This is a genomic window from Chloroflexota bacterium (assembly GCA_020161265.1).
Taxonomy (GTDB): domain Bacteria; phylum Chloroflexota; class Chloroflexia; order Chloroflexales; family Herpetosiphonaceae; genus Herpetosiphon.
This window is the reverse complement of sequence record JAIUOC010000001.1, coordinates 565,158-592,155: the sequence shown is the minus strand read 5'-3', so window position 1 is coordinate 592,155 and position 26,998 is coordinate 565,158. Positions and strand designations below refer to the sequence as shown.

General features: G+C 51.1%; 18 protein-coding genes. All 18 read left to right on the top strand.

Annotation, left to right across the window (positions count from 1 at the left end; translation table 11 throughout):
* Positions 1-3 precede the first annotated feature (3 nt).
* The 18 genes from LCH85_01980 to LCH85_01895 all read left to right on the top strand — a co-directional run bounded on the left by LCH85_01980 (position 4) and on the right by LCH85_01895 (position 26,838).
* Entirely contained in the window at positions 4-828 is an 825-nt protein-coding gene (locus tag LCH85_01980; GenBank protein ID MCA0350742.1) for an ABC transporter permease, read from the top strand.
* A gap of 21 nt (positions 829-849) precedes the next feature.
* A complete protein-coding gene (locus LCH85_01975) occupies positions 850-1,878 on the top strand; it encodes an ABC transporter substrate-binding protein (protein MCA0350741.1) in 1,029 nt (342 codons plus the stop codon).
* Positions 1,879-1,956: 78 nt separating this feature from the next.
* Positions 1,957-2,538, top strand: a complete 582-nt coding sequence (locus tag LCH85_01970) for a YdeI/OmpD-associated family protein (protein ID MCA0350740.1) — start codon at positions 1,957-1,959, stop codon at positions 2,536-2,538.
* 65 nt (positions 2,539-2,603) lie between these two features.
* Complete coding sequence (locus LCH85_01965; GenBank protein MCA0350739.1) at positions 2,604-3,011, top strand: hypothetical protein; 408 nt, start codon at positions 2,604-2,606, stop codon at positions 3,009-3,011.
* Positions 3,008-4,192 carry a glycosyltransferase family 4 protein gene (locus LCH85_01960; GenBank protein ID MCA0350738.1) on the top strand — a complete coding sequence of 395 codons (1,185 nt, stop codon included), beginning with the start codon at positions 3,008-3,010 and terminating at the stop codon, positions 4,190-4,192. Before LCH85_01965 ends, LCH85_01960 begins: the two co-directional genes overlap by 4 nt.
* Positions 4,193-4,209: 17 nt before the next feature.
* Positions 4,210-4,590 carry a nuclear transport factor 2 family protein gene (locus LCH85_01955; GenBank protein ID MCA0350737.1) on the top strand — a complete coding sequence of 127 codons (381 nt, stop codon included), beginning with the start codon at positions 4,210-4,212 and terminating at the stop codon, positions 4,588-4,590.
* Between the two features lie 66 nt (positions 4,591-4,656).
* A complete protein-coding gene (nrdR, locus tag LCH85_01950) occupies positions 4,657-5,109 on the top strand; it encodes a transcriptional regulator NrdR (protein ID MCA0350736.1) in 453 nt (150 codons plus the stop codon).
* 9 nt (positions 5,110-5,118) lie between these two features.
* Positions 5,119-5,985, top strand: a complete 867-nt coding sequence (locus tag LCH85_01945; protein ID MCA0350735.1) for a restriction endonuclease — start codon at positions 5,119-5,121, stop codon at positions 5,983-5,985.
* Positions 5,986-6,006: 21 nt separating this feature from the next.
* Positions 6,007-6,468, top strand: coding sequence for a 6,7-dimethyl-8-ribityllumazine synthase (gene ribE / locus LCH85_01940; protein ID MCA0350734.1), 462 nt, complete (start codon positions 6,007-6,009; stop codon positions 6,466-6,468).
* Between the two features lie 125 nt (positions 6,469-6,593).
* The gene (fabF, locus tag LCH85_01935; protein MCA0350733.1) at positions 6,594-7,835 is read left to right on the top strand and encodes a beta-ketoacyl-ACP synthase II; all 1,242 of its coding nucleotides are present in this window, start codon (positions 6,594-6,596) and stop codon (positions 7,833-7,835) included.
* A gap of 64 nt (positions 7,836-7,899) precedes the next feature.
* Entirely contained in the window at positions 7,900-8,604 is a 705-nt protein-coding gene (rnc, locus tag LCH85_01930; GenBank protein ID MCA0350732.1) for a ribonuclease III, read from the top strand.
* Between the two features lie 179 nt (positions 8,605-8,783).
* Entirely contained in the window at positions 8,784-9,587 is an 804-nt protein-coding gene (gene pyrF / locus LCH85_01925) for an orotidine-5'-phosphate decarboxylase (protein ID MCA0350731.1), read from the top strand.
* Between the two features lie 86 nt (positions 9,588-9,673).
* Positions 9,674-9,832 (top strand): DUF5679 domain-containing protein, encoded by a 159-nt coding sequence (locus LCH85_01920; GenBank protein MCA0350730.1) that lies wholly within the window; start codon positions 9,674-9,676, stop codon positions 9,830-9,832.
* A 72-nt stretch (positions 9,833-9,904) separates the two neighbouring features.
* A complete protein-coding gene (smpB, locus tag LCH85_01915) occupies positions 9,905-10,381 on the top strand; it encodes an SsrA-binding protein SmpB (GenBank protein MCA0350729.1) in 477 nt (158 codons plus the stop codon).
* Positions 10,382-10,902: 521 nt separating this feature from the next.
* Positions 10,903-15,888, top strand: a complete 4,986-nt coding sequence (locus tag LCH85_01910; GenBank protein ID MCA0350728.1) for an amino acid adenylation domain-containing protein — start codon at positions 10,903-10,905, stop codon at positions 15,886-15,888.
* A 2-nt stretch (positions 15,889-15,890) separates the two neighbouring features.
* Entirely contained in the window at positions 15,891-19,328 is a 3,438-nt protein-coding gene (locus LCH85_01905) for an amino acid adenylation domain-containing protein (protein MCA0350727.1), read from the top strand.
* Positions 19,325-22,765 (top strand): amino acid adenylation domain-containing protein, encoded by a 3,441-nt coding sequence (locus tag LCH85_01900; GenBank protein MCA0350726.1) that lies wholly within the window; start codon positions 19,325-19,327, stop codon positions 22,763-22,765. The genes LCH85_01905 and LCH85_01900 overlap by 4 nt, the downstream gene beginning before the upstream one ends.
* A complete protein-coding gene (locus LCH85_01895) occupies positions 22,762-26,838 on the top strand; it encodes an amino acid adenylation domain-containing protein (GenBank protein ID MCA0350725.1) in 4,077 nt (1,358 codons plus the stop codon). Before LCH85_01900 ends, LCH85_01895 begins: the two co-directional genes overlap by 4 nt.
* The last annotated feature ends 160 nt before the right edge of the window (positions 26,839-26,998 follow it).

Genomic DNA, 26,998 nt, shown 5'->3' with positions numbered 1-26,998 from the left:
CTTATGCTTCAAGATTATGGCCACATGGCCTATGTTGCTGAATATCCTCAAACCACGGTGCGCCGCAAGCAACGCCGTGCTTGGTTGGGTTCGAGTCGGTTGTGGGTTGGGCTTTCGTTGCTGGGCTTGCTGTTGGCATGGCGCGGGTTAGTTGCTTGGCAGCAATACCCAGCCTTTGTTTTGCCAACGCCTGAAGCCGTTGCTAGCCGCTGGTGGCAGGAATTAACCCAAGGTGCGTTGCTGCAACACACCTCTCGCACCTTAATCGAGGCACTGGGCGGTTTTGGCTTGGCCTTTGGTGCAAGCTTGGTTTTGGGCTATATCTTGGCCCATTGGCATTGGCTCGATCGGATTGTCTCGCCGCAACTGGCGATTGTTCAAGCGATTCCAATCGTCGCGGTTGCGCCGTTGATTTTGATTTGGGTTGGTGCTGATTTGCGGGCTAAATTGTTGGTTGCCGCCTTGGTTACCTTCTTTCCGATGCTCAGCAGCGTGATTGTGGCTTTGCGCAGCGTGCCTCGCGATATTCGTGAAATGGCGGCGATCAGCGGAGCCAATCGCTGGCAAAGTTTGTGGCAGATTGAATTGCCCTTGGCCTTGCCGGGGATTTTCGGTGGGATCAAAACAGGCCTGGCCTTGGCCACGACTGGCGCGGTTGTCGCTGAGTTTATTGGTGGCCGCGAAGGGCTGGGAGCGCTGATTAATATCGCTCGTGGTTTATTCGATACGCCGCTGATTTTTGCGGCTTTGTTGACCCTCGGTTTGCTGACATTTGGGTTTTATCAGCTAGCAATGTGGCTAGAACGACGTTTGGTCACCTGGGAATAATTTTTTTGGATGGAGTTTTCAATGCGTTATCGTCGTATCTTAGCCGTGGCTGGGCTTTTCTTTTTGGCGGCGTGTGGTGGGCAAACTGCCACGCCAACCGCCGTTACGGGCAATGATCAAGCAAAACCGCTAACCAAAGTAACGATTGCCATGCCCTATGTGCCAAATATTCAATTTGCCCCGTTTTATTTAGCCAAAACCCAAGGCTACTACGAAGCTGAAGGCTTAGATGTAACCTTCGATTATCAATATGAAACTGATTCAGTCCAGCGGGTGGCCAATGGCTCAGTTCAATTTGGCATGGCTGGCGGCGATTCGGTGCTGCTAGCACGAGCGCAAGGCTTGCCGATTATGACCGTTGCAACGATAAGCCAACGCTCGCCGATTGTTTTTTATAGCAAAGCTGAGCTGAATATCAAAACTCCAGCCGATCTCAAAGGCAAAAGTGTTGGGATTCCAGGCCGCTTTGGGGCTTCGTATATTGGTTTGTTGGCGTTGATGTATTCAAATTCCTTGCAAGAGAGCGATTTGAATATTCAAGAAATTGGCTTTGCCCAAGTTCAAGCGCTGAGCGAAGATAAAGTCCAGGTTGCCAGTGGCTATGGCAATAATGAGCCAATTCAGTTGGCCGAGGCTGGGGTTAAATTAAATATTATTCGGGTGTCAGATTCGTTTGCCTTGACCTCTGATGGCCTTATTGTTAATGAAAGCTTAATTAAAGAGCAACCCACGGTGGTTATGGGCTTTGTCAAAGCCACATTAAAAGGCATGAGCGAGACGATTGCTGATCCAACGCAGGCCTTTAATAATAGTTTGCGTGAAATTCCCGAGCTGCAAGCGGCTGATGATGTAACAAAAGCCTTGCAGCAAAAAGTTTTAGCTGAAACAATTGGCTATTGGCAAAGCGATTCGACCGCTAAATACGGCCTTGGGTTTACTGATCAGGCCACTTGGCAAGCGACTCACGATTTCTTGCGCCAACAAAATATTCTCAAACAAGATGTTGCAGTGGGCGAGTCGTTTGTGAATGGATTTATTGCTACACCCTAAATTTAATAGTATCTTGGGTGGCGTGTTCATGGTTTTGGGGATTCCATGAACACGTCAGTTTTTTTAACGGAGTGTGTGATGAGTGAAAAACCAAAAGCTGAATTACCAACGCTTAGTTTTGTTGATCAAGCGGCATGGCGTGAATGGCTCGACTCTGAACATGCCACCAGCAAGGGCATCTGGCTTAAAATGGCCAAAAAAGCTACGGGCATTGCTTCAATTAATTATGCCGAGGCGCTCGATGTGGCATTGTGCTATGGCTGGATTGACGGCCAAAAAAAGAGTTTTGATGCGCAAGCTTGGTTGCAAAAGTTTACGCCGCGCGGCAAAAAAAGCATCTGGTCAAACGTTAATCGCGGCCATATTGAACGCTTAACCGCTGCTGGCTTGATGCAACCCGCTGGCGAGGCCGAAGTTGCACGCGCTAAAGCTGATGGCCGTTGGGATGCTGCCTACGATTCACAGAAGAATGCCACGATTCCTGAGGATTTTCAGGCCGCACTCGATGCTAGCCCAACTGCCGCTAGTTTTTTTGCTACACTCAAATCATCACAGCGCTATTCGTTTTTGTTTCGCATCCAAACTGCTAAAAAGCCCGAAACCCGCACGAAGCGCATTCAAGAATTTGTAGCTTTGCTCGAACGCGGTGAAACCTTGTAATGCCAGCTTCGGTTAAATTTGCTGCTATACTGCCCGCAGAAATGATTAGCGCATGAGGCAGACCAATGGCAGAGCACCCAGCCCCAATCGATGTTGGCGCGATTTTGGCCGAAATCCGTGATGGAATTCGCCAACGTCGCGCAAATGGTTTAATCGACCAATCCAATGAACCCCAACTAAGCGATGTTGATCTCAAGCGCTTATTAGCCGAGGTCGAGGCTACGCGCGTGGTCAGCGTGCATTGGCCGTTGCATGGCGAAACCTTGCCCCAAAAAGTCATTGCGACATTGAATAAAGTTGTGCGGCGCTATCTGCGTTGGTATATCAACCCGATTGCTGAGCAACAAAATGCCGCCAACGATGCAATTGTGCGTACCTTGCATGGCTTAGTTACCACAATCGATGAGCAACGGGCTGAGATTGCGTTGCTCCGAGCGCGGGTGGTTGAACTTGAACGTGAGCGCCAAGCATGAGATCGCAACGTCCTGTAGCGCTGGTAACGCCATGGTTTGGCCCCGATACTCGTGGTGGAGCCGAAGATCAAGCCCGCGATCTGGCCCAGGCCATCCATGCTCAAGGCGCGGATATTGAAGTTTGGACGACGACAGGCCGTGATTCATTTACTGAACGGACGGCTGAGCACTATCCCGCTGGCTTGAGCGATTGGAATGGTCTGCCAATTCGGCGTTGGCCGATGGCCGCGCCAGCGATGGGTATTCCGCCAGTGGTGCGGCGTTTAGCAGCTCGTTCTGGGCGGCGCTTGCCCGACCATCCAGCCCATGAAATTAATTTATTGGGTAGCTTGCCAAATAGCGATGGTTTATATGAACATTTGTTAGCACATCCTGAGCGGCGCTGCATTTTTATGCCCTACCCGATGGGCTTGTCGTATTGGGGTAGTTTTTTGGCGCAAGGTCGGGCTTATCATATTCCTTGCTTGCATGATGAGCCATATGCCTACTATTCGACCTATCGTGAAATGTTGCGGCGTGCGCAAGGCACGATTTTCAATAGTCGGCCTGAGCGCGATTTAGCCTTGCGGTTGTATGAGCTTGATCCGGCTAAAACGAGTGTCGCGGGTGAGGGTATCGATCTGAATCGGGTTGGTGATGCGGCGCGGTTTCGCCAACACTATGGGCTAGGTGCTGAGCCAATTCTGCTCTATGTTGGGCGAGCCGATTGGGGTAAGCATGTGCCACAGTTGCTAGCCTATTTTCGTGAATGGAAGGCTGAAACTGGTCGCCCGTTGCGCTTTGTGCGAATCGGCGCTGGCGAATTGAATGCCCCAAGTATTTTAGCGCCGTGGGTACTCGATTTGGGCTTCGTCGAGCCGCAAACCAAGTATGATGCCTACGCAGCGGCCAGCGTTTTTTGCCAACTTTCGACGATTGAAAGCTTTTCGATTGTGTTGATGGAAAGCTGGTTGCAAGGCCGCCCAGCCTTGGTCAATGCCGATTGTCCGGTGACGACTGATTTTGTATTGCGCAGCGGCGGTGGGATTCCATGCCAAGGCTATCGCGAGTGGGCCAGTAGTTTGAGCTATTTGCTGGATCGGCCTGAGCTGAGCGCCGCCATGGGTGCTGCTGGCCGCGAGTTTGTGCTCCGCGAGTGCCGTTGGAATGAAGTTGCTCAGCGTACCTTGGCAGCCCTTTAATTGTGGAGATTATAAAGATGAGCAATGCCCATGCACTGGTGACCCAATTTTGGCAATTGATGCAAACCAATGATTTTGTGGCGGTTGGCAGCGTATTACACGATGAATATATTTTAGATTGGCCACAATCAAATGAACGGATTCGCGGTAGAACGGCCTTTGCCCAAATGAATCAAGAATATCCTGCTACTGGCGCTTGGCAATTTACGATCAATCGTTTGATTGCCAGCGAGACTGAGGCATGTAGCGATGTTTCGGTTACTGATGGCCACGTCGAGGCGCGGGTGATTAGCTTTTTTACAATTTGTGATGGGTTGATTATCAAGCAGGTTGAATATTGGCCAGAACCCTACCCAGCCCCAGCCAATCGGCAGCATTTGGTCGAGCCGATTAACTAAGCGCCAATACTGCGCGTCATGGGGCCATGGTATAATGAATCTACTAAGCTAGGCCGAAGAGGAACTATGCGCTGCCCGTATTGCACTGGCGAAAGTGCAGTGATCGATACTCGCGAACTTGATAATGGTGAAACCATCCGTCGTCGCCGTCGCTGCAAACACTGTGATCGCCGCTTCACAACCTATGAACGGGTTGAATCTGTTAATGTCATGGTCGTTAAGAAAAATGGCGACCGTGAGCCATATGACCGCGAGAAATTATTGCGCGGTTTACGGGTTGCGGCCTATAAACGGCCTATCTCAGCCGATGTAATTGAAACGTTGGTCACTGAAGTCGAGGCTGCCCTGATCGCCTACGATGCCTTGGAAGTTCCTAGCTCGGTGATTGGCGAACAGGTGATGGAACGCCTACGCTCACTCGATGAGGTAGCCTACATCCGCTTTGCCTCGGTTTATCGTTCATTTAGCGATCTTGGCAAGCTGCGTGAAGCTGTCGAAGAACTTATGGAAAAGGAATAAGTAGCTGCAATGGCAACTCCCGTATCTCAAGAAACCAAAACTGATCTGAAAGACGTGAAGCCTCAAGCTCCGGCAGTTCCGTTGCTCTGGCGGCAGTTGTGGATCGCTGGCTTGCTAACTGGCTTGGTCTGGTGTTTGGTAATTTTTGCCCCATTCTCCTACATGATCTATTTGGCTGGGGTGATTCCAATTGGCGGTGGGATTTATCTGGGTCGTAAGATTCAGGGCCGCGCGTTGGTTCATGGGGTGATTTTTTCGCTGATTGCTAGCGCCACAGCCTTGCTGCTTGGCTCAATTTTAATTTTTAGCGTTAGCGCCAAACCAGCCTTGAATGACCCTAACCAGCCTGTACCGACCGCTCAAGGCAACTTTTTGACCTTGGCCATGATGGTTGGTATGACCTTGCTGCCCTTCCCTGCCTATGGCACGGTGATGGCGCGACGGGGCCAAGAACGTACCCAAGCCATGCGCGATGAAATGAGTGCTCGTGGTGGCCAACTCGAACGTCCAGGCCGCGTCGTTAGCATCGAAGACCTTGAATCGTTGCCGTTGCCAAAATTTGGCTCATGGGTCGCCCAATTGTTTCGCAACAATAACTTCAAACTCAAAAACTATAAATTCAATAAAGATGTGATTGATCTTTATCTTGAACGCAACGAAACCGCTGAGCTTTGGCTGGTCCGCTGTACCATCAGCGAATCGCTCAAACCTGGCCAAGTTCAAGAGTTGTATCAAGACTTGCGCGATAACCCCGAGTGGCACAAAGGCGTAATCGTCACCTCATTGAAGGTGCAAGATGGCGCACGCAAATCGGCTAAATCGCGACCAAACGTCGAGGTGCTTGATGGCGAAACCCTGCTGGAGATCAACGGCTAATTTGGTTTTTGAGGAATGGGCATGAATGTGATTGAAGGAAATTTGATCGGCACAGGCCTACGAGTGGCGATTGTGATTGCCCGCTGGAATGATTTTATCGGCGGAAATTTGCTCGAAGGCGCGGTCAATACACTCAAACGCCATGGGGTTAGCGACGATGATATTAGCGTCGCATGGTGTCCTGGCTCGTATGAGATTCCGCTCGTGGTGAAGAAAATTGCTGAGCGTGGCCAACACGATGCAATTATCACGCTTGGCGCAGTTATTCGTGGCGCAACCTCGCATTACGAAGTTGTGGTCAATGCTGTTTCCAGTGGCGTGACCAAAGTGATGCACGACACTGGAATTCCAGTATTGTTGGGCGTGCTGACCACCGACACGATTGAGCAAGCGATTGAACGAGCTGGCACGAAGGCTGGCAACAAAGGCTCAGAGTGTGCAGTTGCCGCGATCGAAATGGCCAATTTGCTCAAACAACTCTAGCTTGAACATGGGGTTTTGAAACTGACGCGAGAGGTCAACCAAATTTGCTGGTTGGCCTCTCGGTATGTTTAGGTAGTTGCTGCTATAATGGTGCGGCACTTTGCTATGCACTAGGAGGTTTTGCTATGAATCGACGTGTCGTCGTCACAGGATTGGGCGCGATTAGCCCATTGGGCCTCGACGTGCCATCTTTGTGGGAGGGCATTGTCCAAGCACGTTCGGCGGTTGGGCGAATTACCCAATTCGATCCAACGAAGTTTAGTGCTCAGATTGCCGCAGAAGTCCATGGCTTTGATGCTGCCAACTATATGGATAAAAAAGAGGCACGGCGCAACTCGCGCTTTGTGCATTTTGCGGTAGCAGCAGCCAAGGAAGCCTTACGCAGCGCCGATTTCACGATTACCGACGAAAATGCTGATGATGTAGGGGTCATCATTGGCTGTGGCGTTGGTGGTCTCGATAATTTTACAACCTATCTGCGGGTGATGGATGCCAAGGGTCCCGATCGAATCACACCATTTTTGATTCCAATGATGATTGTGGATATGGCAGGTGGGGTTGTGGCAATTGAAATTGGCGCACGCGGCCCGAATTTTTGTCCAGTTTCGGCCTGTGCAACTTCGGGCAATGCTATCGGCGAAGCTTGGCATGTGATTCGACGGGGCGAGGCCAAAGTTATTTTAGCCGGTGGTACAGAAGCATCAATTACCGAAATTGGAATCGGTGCTTTTGCGAGTGCCCGAGCACTCTCAACCCGCAACGATGATCCAGCCACCGCCTCGCGTCCCTTCGATAAAGATCGCGATGGCTTTGTCATGGGCGAAGGTTCAGGGGTTTTGGTGCTTGAAGACTATGAGCATGCGGTCGGCCGTGGCGCAACCATTTTGGCCGAATTGGTTGGCTATGGAGTCAGCACCGATGCCTATCACATTACCATGCCTGCCGAAGATGGCTCAGGCGCGGTCAAAGCTATGCGGATGGCGTTGCGCCAAGCAGGCTTAGAGCCACACCAATTGGGCTATTTGAATGCCCATGGCACTTCAACTCCGGTCAATGATCGCACTGAAACCTTGGCGGTTAAAAAAGTGTTTGGCGATTATACTGCCAAACTGCCAATTAGCTCGAACAAATCGCAAATTGGCCATACCCTCGGGGCTGGCGGTGCAATTGAAGCCGTGATCGGCATTTGTGCAATGCGCGAAGGCCTGCTCCCCGCCACGATCAACTATCATACTCCCGACCCTGAGTGTGAGATCGATTGTGTGCCGAATACACCACGGCCAGCCCAATTCTCCAGCTTTATGAGCAATTCATTTGGCTTTGGTGGCCATAACGTTAGTCTGTTGTTCAAGGCTTTTGAAGCCTAAAAAACCGCGCAAGCTAGGTAGATTCTTGGGATCTACCTAGCTTGCTTAGCTTAACATTGCTGCTATGGATTTAAACAAACTACAAGCTGAACTTGGTTACACATTCAACGACTTGAATTTTTTGCGAGCGGCAATGCTGCATCGCTCGTATGTACACGAACACCCGGAAGCTGGCTCGGAATCGAACGAACGCCTAGAATTTTTGGGCGATGCACTTTTAAATTTTATTTGTGGCTCTTTTTTATTTCACGAGTTTCCTGAGCTTGGCGAAGGCGATTTAACTAAAACTCGCGCGATGTTGGTGCAAACCCGAACCTTGGCAGGTTTGGCACGCCGTTTCAATTTGGGCAGTTATGTGCAAATTAGCCGCGGCGAGGAACGTGCCAAAGCTCGTGAACGCGATAATTTGCTGGCCGATGCCTTTGAGGCCTTGTTGGCGGCAATCGCGCTTGATGGTGGTTGGGAAGCTGCCCGTAATTTTGTCTTGCCGTTGCTGAAGTCGGTCAAGGCCAGCGGTGTGCAAAACCAAGATTACAAGACCGATTTGCAACAATATGTCCAAGGCCGAATTAACCTAACGCCTAGTTACCGCGAAGTTAATGTGACTGGCCCCGACCATGAACGGACGTGGACGATTGAGGTTTGGGCGGGTGATGCGCTGTTGGGAGTTGGGGTCGGAACTTCAAAAACTATGGCTTCACAGGCGGCAGCACGGGCAGCGCTGGAAGCGCTCCAAAGCGAACAAACTACCTTACCTGAACAACGCTAATCTGAGGCTGGTGCTGGCCAGCCTCAAACTGTTGATCCTCATATAGACATTGTATCGGCGCATGCTTGATGCATGGTGTACGATGCAACTTCAGCCTCAATTTAATCCCAAGCGTTGCGAAGTTTTGGCAAAATCCGAGTATCATAAGGCACGGGCAGCAATTTAGTGGGAGCAAACCCATGTTTATGCAAAAATTCCGTGCGGCAGCGACCAGCAATCGTTCAACCTTGTGTATTGGGCTTGACCCCGATTTGGCGCGTTTGCCGGAACATTTACCCCGTGATGCCACTGGAATTGTCCAGTTCAACCAAGCCATTATTGAGGCAACCAGCGATCTGGTTTGTGCTTATAAACCAAATATTGCCTTTTACGAAGCCTTGGGCAGTGCTGGCTGGCAAGCCTTAAAACAAACCATCGCCAGCATTCCTAGCCATATTCCAATCTTGCTTGATGCTAAGCGTGGTGATATTGGCTCGACTGCCCAAGCTTATGCGAGCGCAGCCTTTGATGAGCTAGGCGTTGATGCGATTACGCTTAGCCCGTATATGGGCTACGATTCGCTCCAGCCATTTTTGGAGCGAGCCGATAAAACCTGCTTCATTTTATGCCGCACATCTAACCCAGGTGGCGATGATGTACAAAATTTGATGTTAGCTGACGGCGAGCCGCTCTTTTTGAAAATTGCCGAACTGGTGGCCAAACGCTGGAATAGTAACCACAATTGTGGGCTAGTGGTTGGCGCAACCTATCCCGCTGAAATTGCCACGATTCATCAGCGCTACCCGGAATTGCCGCTATTGGTGCCTGGAGTTGGCAGCCAAGGTGGTGATATTGAAGCAGTGCTGGCAGCCGCAGGCGAACAGGCGATTATCAACGTTTCGCGCTCGGTATTGTATGCTAGTGGTGGTAGTAGCTTCGCTGAAGCTGCCCGCAAGGTAGCCCAAGGCTTTTTAGTGCCTAAACAAGCCTTAAATCACCCGTAGTAGGGATGCCTTTTGGCTAGTGTACTGGCATTGTTCGTGATATAGTAACGCTCAATTCGTTCCTTAGTTGCTAGGAGGTACAACCGATGACGGTTGAAGCGTACTGTGTCAAATGCAAACAAAAACGCACCGTGGACAATGCTGAAGTAATTCAGATGGAAAATGGGCGGCGAGCAGCCAAGGGCAAATGCCCCGAATGCGGCACCAACTTGACCCGCTTTTTGCCCAGCGAAAAAAAGAAATAACCCACACCCACAGATCGCTCTAGGGTAGGGCAGGCTGTCCTACCCGATTTGGTATTTTTGGAGGAACGAAGCGTGGCTAAAGAGAGTAAAGATTCAATCGAGGTCATGGGCGATAATCGCAAAGCTCGCCATGATTATTTTATTCAAGAAACCTATGAGGCGGGCATCGTTTTGCGCGGCACCGAAATTAAGTCGATTCGGCGCGGCCATGTGCAATTGCGTGGCTCGTATGCGCGGGTGCAAAATGGCGAAATTTGGCTCTACGATGCCCATATTGCCCCCTATGCTGAAACTGGTGAATTGTTTAACCATGAGCCAATGCGTCCACGTAAGCTGTTATTGCACCGCCGCGAAATTTTGAAGCTACACCAAAAATTGGCGACCAAGGGCTTAACTTTAGTGCCCTTAAGAATTTATCTGCGTGGCCGCTTAGCCAAAGTTGAGCTAGGGCTAGCCCAAGGTAAAAAGCTCTACGATAAACGTGATTCGATCGCCGATCGCGATGCTAAACGCCAAATTGAACGCGCAATGAAGAATCGTTATGAATAGCGGGAATTAAAGACAAGTAATGGTTGTGCTCTGTATTCCTATGCAACTAGAATTATGCTATGCAGAGCACAATCGATTTTTCAACTGCCCTTTACCCAAACCGCCTGTGACCGCTATGCCGTGCAGTTGTTAATTTATGACCTTGGTCAATATCTAAGGTCATACTTGGCATACACTCCATCTTTTTGCGCGACCATCGATCTAATCGAGGTAGTATTCGTCACGAGGGTTGGCGGCGATGGCTTCGGGCAAGCCTAAGAGCTGCTTGAGTGCGGGATTATTATTCATCCATATTGCTCCTCTATTGAACTCCTACAGCGCCAAATGATGTGAGTAGGCCACTATACCACGAGCTTATTGCTGCATTCAAGCCTTGATTTTGGTGTTGAATTTGACATGAATGCTGCGTGATTCGATACCGATTTTTGGGCAAGGCCGCACTAGAATAATCGCTTGGACGAGGTGTGTTTTTGTGGAAGCTGCCCCTCTAGGCTTCCCGCATAGATAGATTTCAGAAAGCGATGCTAACTGTGTTAGAGCCAATAACGCCTGATGCGCTCAGCGAAACGTTGCGCCAGTATTTGCAAGCGTATCTGCCGGATTATATGCTGCCAGCGGCGTTTGTGACGCTTGGGCAGCTTCCGCGCTTGCCGAATGGCAAAATTGACCGTGCGGCCTTGCCGGTCGTCGATTTTACCGCCCAGCATGAACAGCAAGCCCAAACGGCCCCACGTAACCCGCTTGAGCAGCAGCTCGCGGCAATTTGGCAGCAAACCTTGCAAGTATCAAGTGTGGGCATTCACGATAATTTTTTTCAATTGGGCGGCGATTCAATTTTGAGCATTCAGGTGATTGCTCGTGCTAATCGAGCGGGCATACGATTGACTACACGCCAATTGTTTGAGCAGCCAACGATTACCCAACTAGCAAGTTTGGCGCAAACCGCAACAATTGAAGTTGCTCAAAGCGAATTGGCTGCTGGACAGAGCATACCACTGACCCCAATTCAGCGCTGGCTCCTCGCTAATCCAACTGATCCCAGCCAGTTTAATCAAGCGCTCTTTTTGCAACTTACTCAGGCTATTGATCCAACGCTGGTAGCAGCGGCGGTCGCGCAAGTTGTACAGGTGCATACTAGTTTGCGTTTGCGCTATCGCCGTACTGCTGATGGTTGGCAACAATTTGTGGCTGCTGCTGATGCACCACTGGTTGAATTTGAGCAAATTAATGCTCAAAACCTCGATCCAACTGAGCTTGCTGCGCTTTTTGAGGCCACAACTGAACGACTGCAACGGCCCTTTGATTTGGCGCAGGCTGCGCTGTGGCGAATTGCCTACATCACCATGCCTGATGCTCAGCCCGCTCGCTTGCTGTTGGTCATGCATCACTTGGTGGTCGATGGGGTTTCGTGGCGAATTATCATTCAAGATCTCGCCCATGCCTTGCAAAACCAGCCATTAACCAAACCAGCTGTCGATTTTGCCCAATGGGCTATTGCTTTAGAACGCTATGCCCAACGCACCGAATTGCAGCAGCAACGTGCATATTGGCTCGCCCAAACCAACACTGCTCCCTTGCCAGTCGATGACAAAACTGGACATAATGATTATGCGAGTGTTGCCACAATCACTAAGCAATTGAGCCAGGTCCACACTACAGCCTTAATTCAACAAGCATCCCAGGCCTATCAAACCCAGATCAACGAACTATTGCTAGCAGCCTTGATCCAAACCATCACCGCTTGGAGCGGCCACGCCGATTTGGTGCTGCAACTCGAAGGCCATGGTCGCGAGGAACTGGATCTGCCGCTCGATCTTTCGCAAACCGTTGGGTGGTTTACTACGCTGTTTCCAATAAAGTTAAGTCTGCCGCAACAACAAAGCCCCAAAAACCTGATCAAACAAATTAAAGAACAGATTCGCGCAATTCCACAGCGTGGCATCGGCTATGGCTTGTTGCGCTCGATTGATGTGGCGTTGCAAGCTATGCCGACCCCAGCAATCAGTTTTAACTATTTTGGTCAACTTGATCAAACGCTTCAAGCAAGCGAATTATTCAGCGTTGCGCCCGAATCGACCGGAAGCGCCGTGTTGCCGCAGCGGCATCGTGAACAACTGCTAGCGATCAACTGCCAAGTTTTGGCGGGCCAATTACAGATCGAATGGTCGCATAGTCGCCATGTGCATGCGGTAGCAACGATCGAGCGTTTGGCTGAGGCGTATTGTGCTGATTTAGTTGAGTTGATTGAGCATTGTTGCCAACAAACCCAACCAAGCTTTACTCCCGCCGATTTTCCTTTGACGCACATTACCCAAGCCCAACTTGACCAGATTGAGCAAACATATCCGCCGTTTGAGCAATTGTACCCTCTTTCATCGCTGCAACAGGGCATTTTGTTCCATCGCTTGTATGCGCCGGACGCTGGCGATTACATTACCCAAATGCAGTTTGAAATCACGGGCCAGCTCAATCATGCGGCATTTAGTGCTGCGTGGAATCGAACAATTGGCCATTATAGAATGCTGCGAACCGCGTTTGTTTGGCAAGATTTAGCTGAGCCGCTGCAATTGGTGCTACGCCAAGCTGCAATTACGATCGATTATCAACAGTTACCCACGCATAGCTTTGAACAAGAACAGGTGCTTGAAGCCTATTTGCAGGCTGATCGTATCTGCGGTTTTGAGCCAACCCAAGCGCCGTTGATGCGCGTGGCCTTGTTCGAGCGTGCGCCGCAACGCTATTGCTGTATCTGGACGAATCATCATTTGATCATCGACGGTTGGAGCTTGCCACTGATTCTTGATACATTGTTTCGCTATTATCAGGCTGAAATCAACCAGCAACCACTGGAGCTTGCCCCAGAAATTCCTTATCAACGCTACATTCAGTGGCTGGCTCAACATAATGATCAACAAGCTCCGACATTTTGGCGCGAATTATTGCGCGGTTTTACTGCGCCAACGAGCTTGGCGCTTGAACGGGTTGGCGCTAAGCATCATGAACGGCACTATGGCACGAGTTGGCTCCAGCTTGATCCTGCGATAACTCGGCAGCTTCAACAGTTTGCCCGCGATCATGGCCTAACCGTGAATAGCCTCTTACAAGCAGCGTGGGCCTTGGTTTTGGCACGCTACAGTCATCAAACTGATATCGTGTTTGGTACAACGACGGCTGGCCGCCCAACCGATTTGGCGGGAGTTGAGCAGATTGTCGGGATGTTCGTGAATACGCTGCCCACCAGAATCAAGCTTGATTTGCAGCAGCCAGTGGTGGATTGGTTGCAAGCCTTGCAGGCTCAAGAGAGCGCTGTGCGCAGTTACGAGGCCAGTTCGCTCATTGAAATTCAGGCATGCAGCGAACTGCCACGCAATAGCCCGTTGTTTGAAAGTATCTTGGTCTTTGAAAACTATCCAGTGAGCAGTAGTGATTTAACTGGTTTGAGCGATTTAGAGTTACGTTTGGTGCCTTCGCGCGAGCAAACCAACTATCCTTTGACGCTGGTTGCTGTGCCTGGTGATGGGTTGGCCTTTAAGTTGATGTATGAACACGGCTATATCAACCAGCTTACCAGCCAGCGCATGCTCGATTATCTCCAATTGAGTCTTGCTGCAATCATGGTTCAGCCTAAGGCAAGGCTTGGTCAACTCAAGATTGTACATCCAAGCGAAATCCAAGCCTTGGCTGATTGGAATACAACCGCAGCACCGCGCCAAACGAGTTCGTTGTTTGAACGTTTTTACCACCATGTGACGACGCAGCCTACCAGCATCGCCGTTGCATGGCGTGAGCAACGCTGGAGTTACTTCGATTTGGCGCAGGCCAGCCAAACAATTGCCGGCTATTTGCGCGATCACGGAGTACAACGCCAGCAAATTATCGGCCTACGAGCTGAGCGCAACCCGCAGTTTGTCGCAGCGTTGTTGGCGATCTTGCAATTGGGCGCGGTGTATTTGCCGATTGATCCTCAGCATCCAGTGCAGCGCCAACAGCAACTTGCTCAGCATGTCGATTGGTTATTGACTGATGCCTTAGCTGAAGCGCATCCACAACAGCTTGATTTGGCTCAGGCGTTGGGCTATGAGCAACCTGCATCCGACTTTGCCCAACTGCATGATCGTGATTTAGCCTATGTGCTGTTTACCTCTGGCTCGACTGGCACACCCAAGGGCGTGATGATCGACCATGCAGGCATGCTGAATCATATTGACGTAATGATCGAGCGTTTGGCGCTAACCCAAACCGATTGTATTGCCCAAAGTGCCGCCCAATCGTTTGATATTTCGGTCTGGCAGTTGCTGACGGCGCTGGTGGTTGGCGCTCGTATGCAGATCATCGATGATCAAACGATGCGCGACCCGCGAGCCTTGTTGGCTGAATTGGCAGCGGCCAACGTCTCTATCTTCGAGCCAGTGCCAAGCCTGATTCAAGCCCTGCTCGAAACGATCGCTAGCCTTGAGCAAACCCCTAGTTTGGCTGATTTGCGTTGGGTGCTACCAACAGGCGAACATTTGCCGCGTGAGCTGGCCCAACAATGGTTTGCCCACTATCCTTATATTCCCTTGCTGAATGCCTATGGTCCGGCTGAATGCGCCGACGATGTGACGCTTTGGCCGATTATGAGTGCGGCTGAGCTACCTCAAAACGCCATTCCAATTGGCCGACCAGTAGCCAATGTGCGAGCGTATGTGCTTGATGCCAGCTTGCGGCCAGTGCCGATTGGTGTGGCGGGCGGGTTATATATCGCTGGAATTGCGGTTGGTCGGGGTTATTTGGCCGATCCCCAACGCACCGCTAGCCTGTTTTTGCCCGATCCTTGGGGCGAGCCAGGGGCGCGAATGTATCGCACTGGCGATTTAGCGCGTTACAACCAAGCAGGTGTGTTGAGCTTCCTTGGGCGTAGCGATCAGCAAGTCAAAATTCGTGGCTTCCGAATTGAGCTAGGCGAGATTGAAGCCTGTTTATTGCAGCATCCGGCGCTGCATTCGGTCGCGGTTGCTGTGGTTGGCGCAGCTGAGCAAGCACGTTTGATTGCCTATCTGGTGGCGAAAGCTGAACCAGTATCCGATCAAACGCTGCGTGATTTTGTTCAAGCGCGGTTGCCGCATTATCTGCAACCAAGCGGCTATTGTTGGTTGAGCCAATTGCCGCTCAATGCCAATGGCAAATTAGACCGTCAGCGCCTGCCAATTCCCGAGCTACAAGCCGCTGAGCAGCTGATTATTGCTCCCCAAAACGCTGATCAAGCCAAATTAGCCGAGCTTTGGGCGGCAATCTTGCAACGCGAGCAGATTGGCATCAACCAAAATTTCTTTGAACTTGGTGGTCATTCATTGTTGGCAACCCGCCTGGTCAGCCAAATTCGTCAGCATTGGCAGCTTGATTTGCCGATTCGCAGCGTATTTGAGGCTCCGACGATTGAACAACTGGCTCATGTGCTTGATCTCCTACGCTGGGCGCAACAGGCTAATCAAGCTCCAGCTCAAGCCCGCGAACAAGGAGCAATTTAATCATGTGGCAATTGTTGGCCCAATTACGGGCAGCCGATATTCGGATTTGGCTTGAAGGCGAGCGTTTATGCTACGATGCCCCGCCAGGCGCACTGAGTGAGCAACTATTAAGCCAATTACGCCAGCATAAGGCTGAGCTATGCCAATTTTTGGCGCGAACTCAGCCCAATCTATTTGCACCGATTCCAAGGCTCGAAGATGATCAGCCTGTGGCGCTAAGCTTTGCCCAGCAACGGTTGTGGTTTTTGTATGAATTTGCCCCAACTAGCACGGCTTATCATCTTCCGGCAGCGATTGAACTCAACGGCGAGTTAGATCGTGAAGTCTTGCGCCTGAGTTTCGAGCAACTGATCGAACGCCATACCATTTTACGCAGCCATGTGCTGTGGCAGGATGGCCAGCCATTGCAACAGGTCGCCGCCAATTGGCAGTTGCCTTGGGCTTTTTATGATTTGCATTCGGCCAACGATCCTGCGGCCGAATGCCAGCACGTGTTATTGGCCGCCTTTGAAGCACCGTTTGATCTCACAATTGCGCCATCGCTGCGTTGCGTTTTAGTCTGCTTAGCAGAAAGACAACATATTCTCTTAGTTGTACAACACCATTGGATTAGCGATGGCTGGTCGATTGGGATCATGATCGACGAGCTAGCCCACATCTATCGAGCAACATTAAACCAACAACCGCATCAGCTGCCAGCCTTACCAGTGCAATATCGTGATTTAGCGGTCTGGCAGCGCCAACAATTACAGGGCACTATGTTAGAGCAATTGCTGACGTACTGGCGACAACAGTTGGCCGATTTGCCTAATTTGGCGTTGCCTTACGAAGCCCAAAAGCCCGCCCAAACGGTGTTAACGAGCATTCCTGTCCAACTTGATCGCGCCTTGGTCGAACGCTTAACCAGCTTGAACCAAACTCATGGCACGACCATGTTTATGAGCTTGTTGGCGGGCTGTTTTGCACTGTTAAGCCGTTATACGCAGCAACACGATTTTGCGGTTGGTTCGCCGATTGCTGGGCGTTTGCGGCCTGAAGCTGAGCCTTTAATCGGTTGTTTTATCAATAGTTTAGTGCTACGAGCCGATTTAAGTGGCCAACCCAGCTTTCGCCAATTGTTGGAGCGGGTACGCCAAACTAGCTTGGCAGCCTATGCCCACCAAGAATTGCCGTTTGAATTGCTGGTTGAAGCCTTGCAGCCTGAGCGCAAACTTGATCAACAACCCCTATTTCAAGCGCTATTTGCCTTGCAAAATATGCCAACCGGCCAGCTCGAAGCCCCAAATCTGGTGATCAAACCCTATGCCTTTGCCCAACAAGCACCGCAATTTCCGCTTAGCCTAATCTTGTTTGAGCAAGCGGGGCAGATTACGGGCGAGCTGAATTATGATCCACAACAGCTATCGCAGCAGTTTGCCAGCCAATTTGCCGCGCACTATGGCCAATTCTTGGCGCAGTTGTTGGCAGAACCAGATACCCCAATCGCTCAGCTGAAATTATTGCAGCAACCTGAACAGGCCACTATGCTCAATCTGCTGAATTCAAATCGGCAAGTTTACCCGATCAACAGCAGTTTAGTTGCGCATTTTACTCAACAAGCACTGGCAACACCCCAGGCAATTGCCCTGAGTTATGCCGAGCAAGCGATCAGCTATCAACAATTGGCCGAAGCTGCCAATCAATTGGCCTATGCGCTATTGGCCCAAGGTGTACAACCTGAACAACCAATCGGCTTGTTGTGTGAGCGTTCGCTGCAATTAATCATCGGCATTTTGGGGATTCTCAAGGCTGGAGCAGCCTATCTGCCGCTCGATCCTCAGTTGCCCACCAGCCGAATCGAATGGATGCTGGCCGATGCCCACGTTAATTTAATTGTTACTCAAAATAGTCTGTTGCACAATATTGATTCACAATCAACCACCATTCTCAACCTTGATCAACTTCCAATTCACAATCAATCACTCTTGCCAACTATCCATCCCGATCAACTTGCCTATATCATTTATACCTCTGGCTCAACTGGTCAACCCAAAGGCACGTTGTTGAGCCATGCCAATGTGTTGCGCTTATTCGCGGCAACAGTTACTACGATTAAACCCAGTGCCAATGATGTTTGGAGCTTATTCCATTCATATGCCTTTGATTTCTCAGTTTGGGAAATTTGGGGGGCATTGCTGTATGGCGGACGTTTAGTGGTTGTGCCAAGTACCACAACTCGCTCACCCGAAGCGTTCAGCCAATTGTTGGCAGACGAATCGGTAACTGTGCTTAATCAAACGCCCTCGGCTTTTCGTCAACTATTGCCCCAACTCACGCCAGCGGTGGCAGCGAATTTGGCGCTGCGCTTGATCATCTTTGGTGGCGAGGCGCTTGATCTGGCCAGCCTCGCCGCTTGGTATCAAGCCTATCCTGCGCCCGCGCCGCAACTGCTCAATATGTATGGCATCACCGAAACTACGGTGCATGTAACTGAGCGTTGGCTGGAGCTTGATGACTTGATCGAGGCAAAAGCCAGTCTAATCGGCCAGCCAATCGCCGATTTAACCATATATCTGCTCGATCAACATGGCCAACTTGTGCCTCAAGGTGCAGTCGGCGAGATCTATGTGGGCGGGACAGGTTTGGCGCGGGGCTACCTCAAGCAAGCGGCGTTGACGGCCCAACGCTTTGTACCTGATCCATGGTCAAGCACTGGGGCACGGCTCTACCGCAGCGGCGATTTGGCTCGGATTAATCAATTTGGCGAGCTAGAATACCTTGGGCGTAGCGATCAGCAAGTCAAAGTGCGCGGCTTTCGGATTGAGCTGGGCGAACTTGAACAAGCGATTTGTCGCCAAGTAGGAGTTGCCGATTGCTGGGCGTTTGTGCAAAAACTTGATCAACACGAGCGCTTAGTAGTTTGGGTTGTGCCAAATCAGCCAGCGCTTAGCATTGAACAACTGCGCCAAGCGCTGGCTCTTGAGCTGCCCCATTATCTACAACCCAATCTCTGGCTGCTGTGTGAACGCTTGCCGCTTACCAACAATGGCAAGCGCGATTATGCCCGTTTGCTAGCAGAATTTGACGTAACGTTTGAGCAAGCACCAAGTATTGCTCCGAGTAATCCAATTCAAGCGCTGATTGCAGCAATTTGGCATGAGATTTTGCAGCAACCAATTGCCAGCATTGATCAAAACTTTTTCGAGGTTGGCGGTAATTCGTTGAATGCGGTTTTGGTGCTAACCCGCATTCGCGAATTATTACGGGTCAATCTGAGTTTGCGCAGCCTATTTGCCCAACCAACCATTCGCGGCGTTGAACAAGCCCTATTACAACAAGAAACCAAGCCTGGCCAAACTGCCAAAATTGCCGAGTTGGTGCAAAAAATTAAGCAAGCTACACCTGAGCAGCGCCAACAAGCCTTAGCATCCAAGCGCCAAGAACGGACGGTCGGCGAATGAGCTATGCGAATATTACCCAACTGGTGACGGTTCAAGCCAACCAAACGCCTGCCGCTTGGGCGGTGCAAACGCCCGCAGGTCATGGCTTAACGTTTGCTGAGCTTGAGCAGCAATCCAACCAAGCAGCGGCCTATTTGCAACACATGGGCGTGCAACCAAGCAGCGTTGTGGGCATTTGTTTGCGCCGCACGCCACAGCTCATCGTGTGGATGCTGGCGATTCTCAAGGCTGGCGCGACCTATCTGCCGCTTGATCCGGCCTATCCAACCGCGCGGTTGCAATTTATGCTGGCCGATGCTAAGGCCATGCTGGTGGTCAGCGAAACGGCATGCCAAGCAGGTTTGCCCCTGAACACTATTGAGGGTATGTTGATTGATCAGCCTTGGTCGAGGAATTTGGCGTGGCGCGAACTCAGCTATCATAGCCAAATTCCTGCCTATATCATCTATACCTCTGGATCAACCGGACAACCCAAGGGTGTGCTGATTAGCCATGCCAATGCACTCACCTTTTTAGCATGGGCTGAAACCACGTTTAGCGCAGCCGAACGCGCTGGAATTTTAGCAGCAACCTCGATCAACTTTGATCTTTCAATTTTTGAGATCTTTCTGCCATTAATTAGTGGCGGTACGTTGGTGCTGGTGGAAAATCTGCTTGATCCAGCGCTGTTTCACTCGCAGCACCCGATTCGTTTGATCAATAGCGTGCCGTCAGCGCTGCAAACGTTGTTGCAACATAAGGCACTTCCATCTAGCGTGCTCACGGTGAATCTTGCTGGTGAGCCGCTGAGCTTGCGATTAGCGCAGCAACTCTATCAGCAGCCAAACATCCAGCGCGTATTCAATTTATATGGGCCAACCGAGGCCACGACCTATGCCACCTACCAACTCGTTGAGCGCACTGCCAGCCAGCCACCAGCGATTGGCCAGCCGCTTACTGGCACGACCAGCGTTATCCTCGATGCCCAGTATCAACCTATTGCAGCTGAGGATGTTGGCGAATTATTTATTGCTGGGCTGGGAGTGGCGCAAGGCTATTTGCAACGCCCCGATTTAACTGCCGAACGTTTTTTGCCTAATCCGTGGGCTACCACGCCTGGCGAACGAATGTATAAAACTGGTGATTTGGCTCATTGGAATGCGGCAAATGAGCTTTGTTACCTAGGGCGTAACGATCAGCAGGTCAAAATTCGTGGCTTTCGAATCGAGCTTGGTGAGATTGAGGCCCAGATTCTGCGCTTAGCACCATTGCAAGCGGTTGTGGTTCAGCCAATTACGCTGGTTGCTGATGATCCGCAGTTGACCGCCTATTTGGTTGCTAATCAGCCAATCGATTGCGAAGCCTTACGCGCAAGCTTAGCCCACCATGTGCCAAGCTATATGCTGCCAAGTTTTTGGGTACAGCTGGCCGAATTACCATTAACACCCAATGGCAAGCTTGATCGGGCAGCCTTGCCACGCCCTGATGCCCCGATTAAACAACCATTGCAAAGCCTGACTGAACAGCGTTTGGCGACAATCTGGCGCGAAATCTTGGGTGTGGAACAGCTTGGGCGTGAGAGCAATTTTTTGCAGCTTGGTGGTCATTCGCTCAATGCGATGCAAGTGCTCAAACGAATTGAGCACACGTGGCAGCTTCAGCTTTCGATTACGAGCTTGTTTGAGCAACCAAGCTTGGCCGCCTGGGCGCGGTTAATCGATCCGCAGCAGCAAACCTTTGCTCAGGCTGAACCTCAATTCTATCAGCGTACCAAGCAATTGCATCAGCTTTCGTTTAGCCAACAACGCCTGTGGTTTGCCGAGCAATTACGCCCAAACACCGCCTACAATGTCATCCATGCATGGCGCATCGATGCTCAGCTTGATGCGGTTGCGCTTGAACAAAGCTGGTTGCAGGTTATCGACCGTCATGAAATATTACGCAGCAGCATTCAGCTCATCGAGGGAATGCCGCAGCAAGTGATTATGCTCAAGCCAGTTTGGCAGCTTGAGCTTCTGCCAAATGCAAGCTTGGACAGGATGTTAAGTTCGCTTGATCGGCCATTCGATTTGACGCAAGCTCCATTGTTACGAGTCGGCTTGGCGCAACACCCCGATCACGCCATCGTGCTGGTGGTTATCCATCATAGCATTATTGATGCTTGGTCGTTGGGCGTGCTGTGGGCTGAATTAAGCCAGCTGTATGCCAGCTTAGAGCAAAACCAACCAATTCAGCTGCCAAGCCAAGCCTACGATTACCTTGATTTTGTGGCTTGGCAACGCCAGCAGCTTGATTCGGCATGCCTCGCCCAATTGCAAACCTACTGGCAAACCCAGTTTGCCCTGTTTGATCCGCTCCCAGCCTTGGCAACCGATTATCCGCGTTCGGCACACATGCAGGGCTTGGGCAGCAGCCAAACCTATCAACTTGATCAGCAGGTTATCCAAGCATTACAAGGCTTGGCCAACGCCAATAATGCTAGTTTGTTTATGCTGTTACTGGCGGGATGGGCAACTGTGCTCTATCAACGCACTCAGCGCAGCGATCTGCTGATTGGCACGCTCAGCGCTGGCCGTGAGCATGCAGCATTTGAGCGTTGCGTTGGCTTTTTTATTAATATCTTGCCCTTGCGCCTGCATTGCACTGCCGTGCAAACGTGGCTTGATCTATTGCAGCAAACCCGCATGGTTGCCTTACAAGCATACCAACACCAAGCCTTACCATTCGAGCAGATTGTGGCCAACGTGGCGCATGAGCGCAACAACCAACCGCAGATTCCGCTGATTCAAAGTTTGTTGGTGTTGCAAAACGCGCCCAGCCAGCCTTTAGTTTTGGGTGCGCCAGCCCAAGCCCTAGCTACACCAATTCAGGCCAGCAAAACCGATTTGGTGCTGTTGGTGCAGCCCGCTGCAACTGGCTATCAATTGACGCTGGAATATGCTAGCGAATTGTTCGCCGCTGAATCAATTGAAGCGTTGGCCGCCGATTTCCAAGCGGTTTTACGCCAAATGGCGCAGCATCCTACCAGCACACTTAGCGCTGTTCAGTTGGTTGGGCATTGGACGGCGGAGCACTATTCCAACCCGTTGCCTACGCTTCAGCCAATGGCCGCCCCACCGCAAACAGCGCTCGAGCGAACCCTCGCCGATATGTGGCAAGAGGCCTTGGGCTTGTCAATTGATAATATTCACGCCGATTTCTTCCGCATGGGTGGCCATTCACTCAACGCCACCCAAGTTGTCTCGCGCATGCAACAGCTTTTGCAAGTAAGCACAAGTATTCGAATGTTGTTCGATTATCCAACAATTGCCCAATTAAGCCAGCATTTGCTGGCGAATCAAGCTCAGGCAGAGCGAATCAATAAAATTGCCACCGCACTGCAACAGATTAAAAGCATGAGTGCCAGCACCAAACAGGCCTTGCAACAAAAGGCCGCAGGAAGGACAAGCCAATCATGACCCAAACCTTGCCCCAAGGCTTTTCGACCGATGACCTTGAGTTGCTGGCCTATTTGCTTGAAGAAGCAGGCATCGATCATGCCGTGCCAAACCAAATTCGGCCTCGGCCTGCCAACCAGCCAGTTCCGCTATCGTTTGCCCAAGAACGCTTGTGGTTTATCGACCAGCTCGAGCCTGGCAATCCAGCCTATAATATTTTGTTTGCGGTGCAGATTGATGGCCCGCTGCATGTCGGATACTTGCAACAGAGCTTTGATGCGGTGATCGCCCGCCACGAGAGCCTGCGTACCAGCTTTCCAGTGCTCAACGATCAGCCGATTCAGGCGATTGCAGATAAACATGATTTTGATTTAACGATCGTCGATCTACGCTATTTGGTAGCAATTGAACAAGCATCAACAATCGAACAACGCTCAATTATCGAACAGCAATTACTGATCGATAGTGCCCATCGTTTTAATTTGGCGCAAGGCCCATTGTTGTATGGGCGTTTGCTCTGGCTGGCCGAGCAGCAGTATGTGCTGATTCTCAATCTGCATCATGCGATTTTTGATGGCTGGTCGCTGGCAATTTTTATTGAGGAATTACGCCATTGCTATAGTGCCTTGCTCGCGGGTCAAGCGCTCGATTTAGCCCCAGCAACATTGCAATATGCCGATTTTAGTTATTGGCAGCGCGAATATTTGCAGGGCGAGATTTTGGCCGAACAATTAGCCTTTTGGCAAAACCAATTTGCTGGGCGCTTGCCCACCTTGGCCTTACCAACCGATCGACCACGCCCAAAACACGAGACTGGTCGTGGCGCAGCCTTGCCATTTCGTGTTGATCAGGTATTAATTGAGCAGTTGCAACACCTCGCCCAACGCGAACATGCCACGATGTTTATGCTGTTATTAGCGGCGTTTCAGCTGGTGCTGGCTCGCTATAGCCAACAGCAAGAGTTTGTGGTTGGCTCGCCAATTGCCAATCGTGATCGGGTTGAAATTGAGCATTTGATCGGCTTTTTCGTCAATATGCTGCTGCTGCGTTGCGATGTTCAGCCGCAGCTGAGCTTTCGCGAATTTTTGGCGCAAGTGCGCGAAACCACGCTTGAAGCCTATGCCCACCAAGATTTGCCGTTTGAGCAGTTGGTCGAGGTGCTTCAGCCCGACCGTGGCGCAGGCTATGGTTCGTTGTTTCAGGTGATGTTTGTTCTGCAAAATACGCCCAAGGTTAACTATGAGATCGCCGATTTGCAACTGCGATTTCTCGATACCGAGGCGCATGGCACCAAATATGACCTGACCATGACCTTGACTGAAACCGCAACTGGGCTGGAAGGTTGGTTTGAATACAACACCGATTTGTACGATCAGGCCACGATTCAGCGCATGCTTGGGCATTATCAACAGGTGTTGCGGGTGGTTGCTGCCACGCCTGATCAAGTACTTAACACAATTAGCGTATTTGATGACCAAACCCAAACCGCTTTATTCAAGCTAAGCAATCAAACTCAGCACGATTTTGGCCCTGCTGGTTTTTTAGAACGCTTTGCCAAGCAAGTTGCAGCGACACCCAACGCAACTGCGGTGCGCGATGTTGATCAGCGTTATTCCTATCAGGCTTTGCAGCAACGGGCTATGGCTTTAGCGGCCCAACTACAACAGCATGGCGTTAGGCAAGAAACCCTCGTGCCAATTTTGCTGCCACGTACCAGCGATGTTGTGGTTGCGGTTTTAGGGGTTTTTTACGCTGGGGCAGCCTATTTGCCGCTTGATCCTGCTTGGCCAGCCCAGCGCATCGCCCAGATTTTGCAGGGCTTTGCGATTCCAGCCTTAGTCTGCGAACCCAATTTAGCCCGTTGGTTTGCTGAGCATGTTCAGCCGTTGCTTGAGCCACACAATCAGCCGCAGTTAATCGAACGATGGAATGATGCAGCAACCAAACCTGTTGCGATCCAAACCCACCCTCAGCAATTGGCCTATACCCTGTTTACCTCTGGCTCAACCGGCACACCCAAAGGCGTGATGATCGATCAGGCTGGGATGCTCAACCATCTGTTGGTGATGAATCAGGTGTTGGAACTCCAAGCCCATGATGTGGTGGCCCAAACCGCTTCGCAATGCTTCGATATCTCAGTGTGGCAGATGCTGTCGGGCTTGTTGGTTGGTGCAACGGTAGCAATCATTGATGATCAAACGATGCGTGACCCGTTGGCCTTAGCCCAAACTCAGGCTGAGCAACAAGTCACAATTTTCGAGCCGGTGCCAAGCCTGTTGCAAGCCTTGCTTGAAACGTTGCAAACCCCTGCTGAACAAGCCTTGCTGCACCGCTTGCGCTGGGTTTTGCCAACGGGCGAAGCCTTGCAACCAGTTCAGGCTCGCCAATGGTTTGCCACCTATCCGCAGATTCCGTTGTTGAATGCCTATGGGCCTGCCGAATGCGCCGACGATGTGACCTTGCAACGGCTTGATACTGCTCCGTCCGAAGGCCATAGCTCCATGCCAATCGGCAAGCCCGTCGCCAATATGCAGGTGTTCGTGCTCGATCCAAACTGGCAATTGTTGCCATTGGGCGCAGTCGGCGAATTATATATCGGTGGTATCGGAGTTGGTCGCGGCTATTTGAATGATCCAGCCCGCACTGCCAGCGCCTTCGTACCCAACCCATTTGCTGGTGCTGGAAGTCGGCTCTATCGTACTGGCGATTTGGTGCGCCAAACTGCTGATGGAGCTTTGCACTTCATTGGTCGCGCTGATCAGCAAGTCAAAGTGCGTGGCTATCGGATTGAACTAGGCGAGATCGAGTCAGTCTTGGCCGAATTGAGCTGGTTGCGCGAGGCGGCGGTGCACCCTTGGCAGCAACAATTAGTTGCCTATCTGGTTCCGGCTGTCGATACTCCTGCGTTGCTCAGCCTTGTGCAGCCTGCGCTCCAACAGCGATTGCCCAGCTATATGCTGCCCAACCAATATCTGGTTTTAGATCAATTGCCGCGTAACCGTAATGGCAAGCTTGATCGCCAACAACTGCCAGCGCCAAATCCTGCCAACCGTGGCTTTCAAACAACACTGGTTGCACCACGCAATCAGACTGAGGCCGATTTAGCCGAAATTTGGGCTGACATGCTTCAACTTGACGTAATGAGTATTGATGCCAATTTCTTCAGCAGCGGCGGTCATTCGCTCTTGGCAACGCGGGTGATGCTGCGCACGCGCCAGCACTATGGCCATGATTTACCGTTACGCATGATTTTTGAAGCGCCAACCATTCGTGAATTTGCGACCTTATTGGAACAGCAACAAGCAGGATCAGCGCTCCCTAATCTACTCGTGCCCATTAAACCCCACGGCTCACGCACGCCATTGATGTGTGTCCATGCGATTGCCGGCACGGTTGGCTGTTATAGCGAGCTAGCCACAGCGCTTGATCCTAGCCAACCGCTGTATGCCTTGCAAGCGCCCGGGATTGACGGCGGCACAACCCATACCAAGGTTGAAGCAATTGCCCAAGACTATTGCCAAGCATTGCGACAACTGCAACCTCAGGGGCCATATCGTTTGGCTGGTTGGTCATTTGGTGGTTTGGTGGCGCTTGAAATGGCGCGACAACTGCAACTTGCTGGCGAGCAGGTATCCATGCTCAGTTTGATCGATAGCTTTCTGGCCGAACCAACGCCTGATCCATTGCCATTGATTCAGAGCTTCGCCGCCGATCTGTTTGCCGATGTTGATCGCTTGGCTGCTCAACAGATCGGTTGGCCCGCGATTGTAGTGCTACCTGCTGAGCAACAATTGGTGGCGCTCTATCAACAAGCCCAAAGGGCTGGCCTAATTGATTCTGATCTGCCGTTCGATCTGGCGCAACGGTTATATGCGGTTTTTACTAGCCATGCCCATGCCATGCAAGCCTATCAGCCTGCTGCATATCTTGGGGAAGCTCAATTGCTCCAAGCTCAAGCCAACCCAGCAGCAGCTCGACGCTGGCAAGCAATCATTCCAAATCTGCATGTTCAGGTGATCGGCGGCGATCATATCAGCATTCTGCGGCAGCCGCATGTACACATTTTAGCAAACGCCATAGAGCAGAGAACATAGGGTCGGAAATGCGCAATCGAGGTTTTAACGCAGAGGCGCAGAGCAATAATGGTAATGGGCTGTAGGCTATCGGAGCAATTATTGCTATTTTCAAGCAATCTTCCATGAACTATAGCCCAAGCCCATAGCTCTATATAATGAGAAATTTTAACGCAGAGGC